Below are 969 nucleotides of genomic sequence, written 5' to 3'. Positions count from 1 at the left end.
GGCGGCCGCCATTCCTACAGCGGCATGGCGTGGACGATGGCGCGCCAGCCGAGGGTGGCGTCCTAGGGTTGTGAGCCGGGCAGCAGCCCTCGCCGGGCGCATCGGGCGCGCGGCGCACAACGCAAGGAATCCAGGCATGAACACCTCTGATCTTCGTGAAACCGTCCGTGACGTGCTGGCATACGACGACGCCCGCGAAAGCGCGCCCTTCGAGCACGAGGCCACCTTTCTGGCTGGCGTGGGCCTGCTGGCCTGCGCCTTCCTCACCACCTCGCGCACGCGCGCCGTGCTGCATGCGATGGCGGGGGGTGCGTTGCTGGTGCGCGCGGCCAGCGGGCGGGATGGGCTGCGCAGGTGGGCGCGCGGGCCGCGAACGGCGCAGCCACGCAGCCGCATCGTGGTCGCCTCCTGAAGGCGGCGGAAAAAGGGCGGGGCGCACGCGCGGCGCGGTCATGTCGTCTCCTTGGGGCACGCTTCGGCGGCGGGTTCGGTAAGAGGACGGCAAGAAGCGCAACAAAAGCCGAAGGTGCTCCAGCATCATCGAAAGCTTCCCGGCCCGCCGGCGTAGGAGACGAGCGCATCACGCTGCGCGCCGCGCGCCTGCCCCACAATCCCGGTCATGAACGACGACCAAGCCATGAGCCCCCAAAGTCCTGCGCACCTGCTGTGGCCGCAGTTCGCGCCCTCCCCTGATGATCCCTCACCGCTGGTGCTCTACCACGGCCGCTGTGCCGATGGCTTCGCCGCCGCGCTGGCTGCGTGGCGGTTCCATGGCGGGCAAGTGGAGTGCGTTCCGCTCAACCATGGCCAGGTGACGAGCCTGGCGGATCTTCCGCCGCTGGAGGGTCGTTTCGTCTACATCCTGGACTTCGCCTTCGGTCCGGAACTCACGGCCCAGATCGATGCGGCGGCGGGGCGACTCGTCCTGCTGGACCACCACAAGAGCGCCGCCGAGCGGCTTGCCGGCTG

Annotated in this window: 1 protein-coding gene and 1 pseudogene; both read left to right on the top strand. The window is 69.9% G+C overall.

Annotated features, from left to right (window positions below; all coding sequences use genetic code 11):
- Positions 1-136 precede the first annotated feature (136 nt).
- Positions 137-412 (top strand): hypothetical protein, encoded by a 276-nt coding sequence (locus A612_RS11640; RefSeq protein ID WP_081501178.1) that lies wholly within the window; start codon positions 137-139, stop codon positions 410-412.
- Positions 413-619: 207 nt separating this feature from the next.
- Positions 620-969 (top strand): annotated as a pseudogene (locus tag A612_RS11635) (phosphoesterase); the annotation flags it as partial.

The sequence above is a fragment of the Melaminivora alkalimesophila genome, assembly GCF_000282995.1.
GTDB lineage: Bacteria > Pseudomonadota > Gammaproteobacteria > Burkholderiales > Burkholderiaceae_C > Melaminivora > Melaminivora alkalimesophila.
This window is presented reverse-complemented; position numbering and strand designations above follow the sequence as displayed.

Excerpts from the sequence above, each read along its gene's own strand:
- A612_RS11640 (WP_081501178.1), top strand. The coding sequence starts at position 137 with ATGAACACCTCTGATCTTCGTGAAACCGTCCGTGACGTGCTGGCATAC.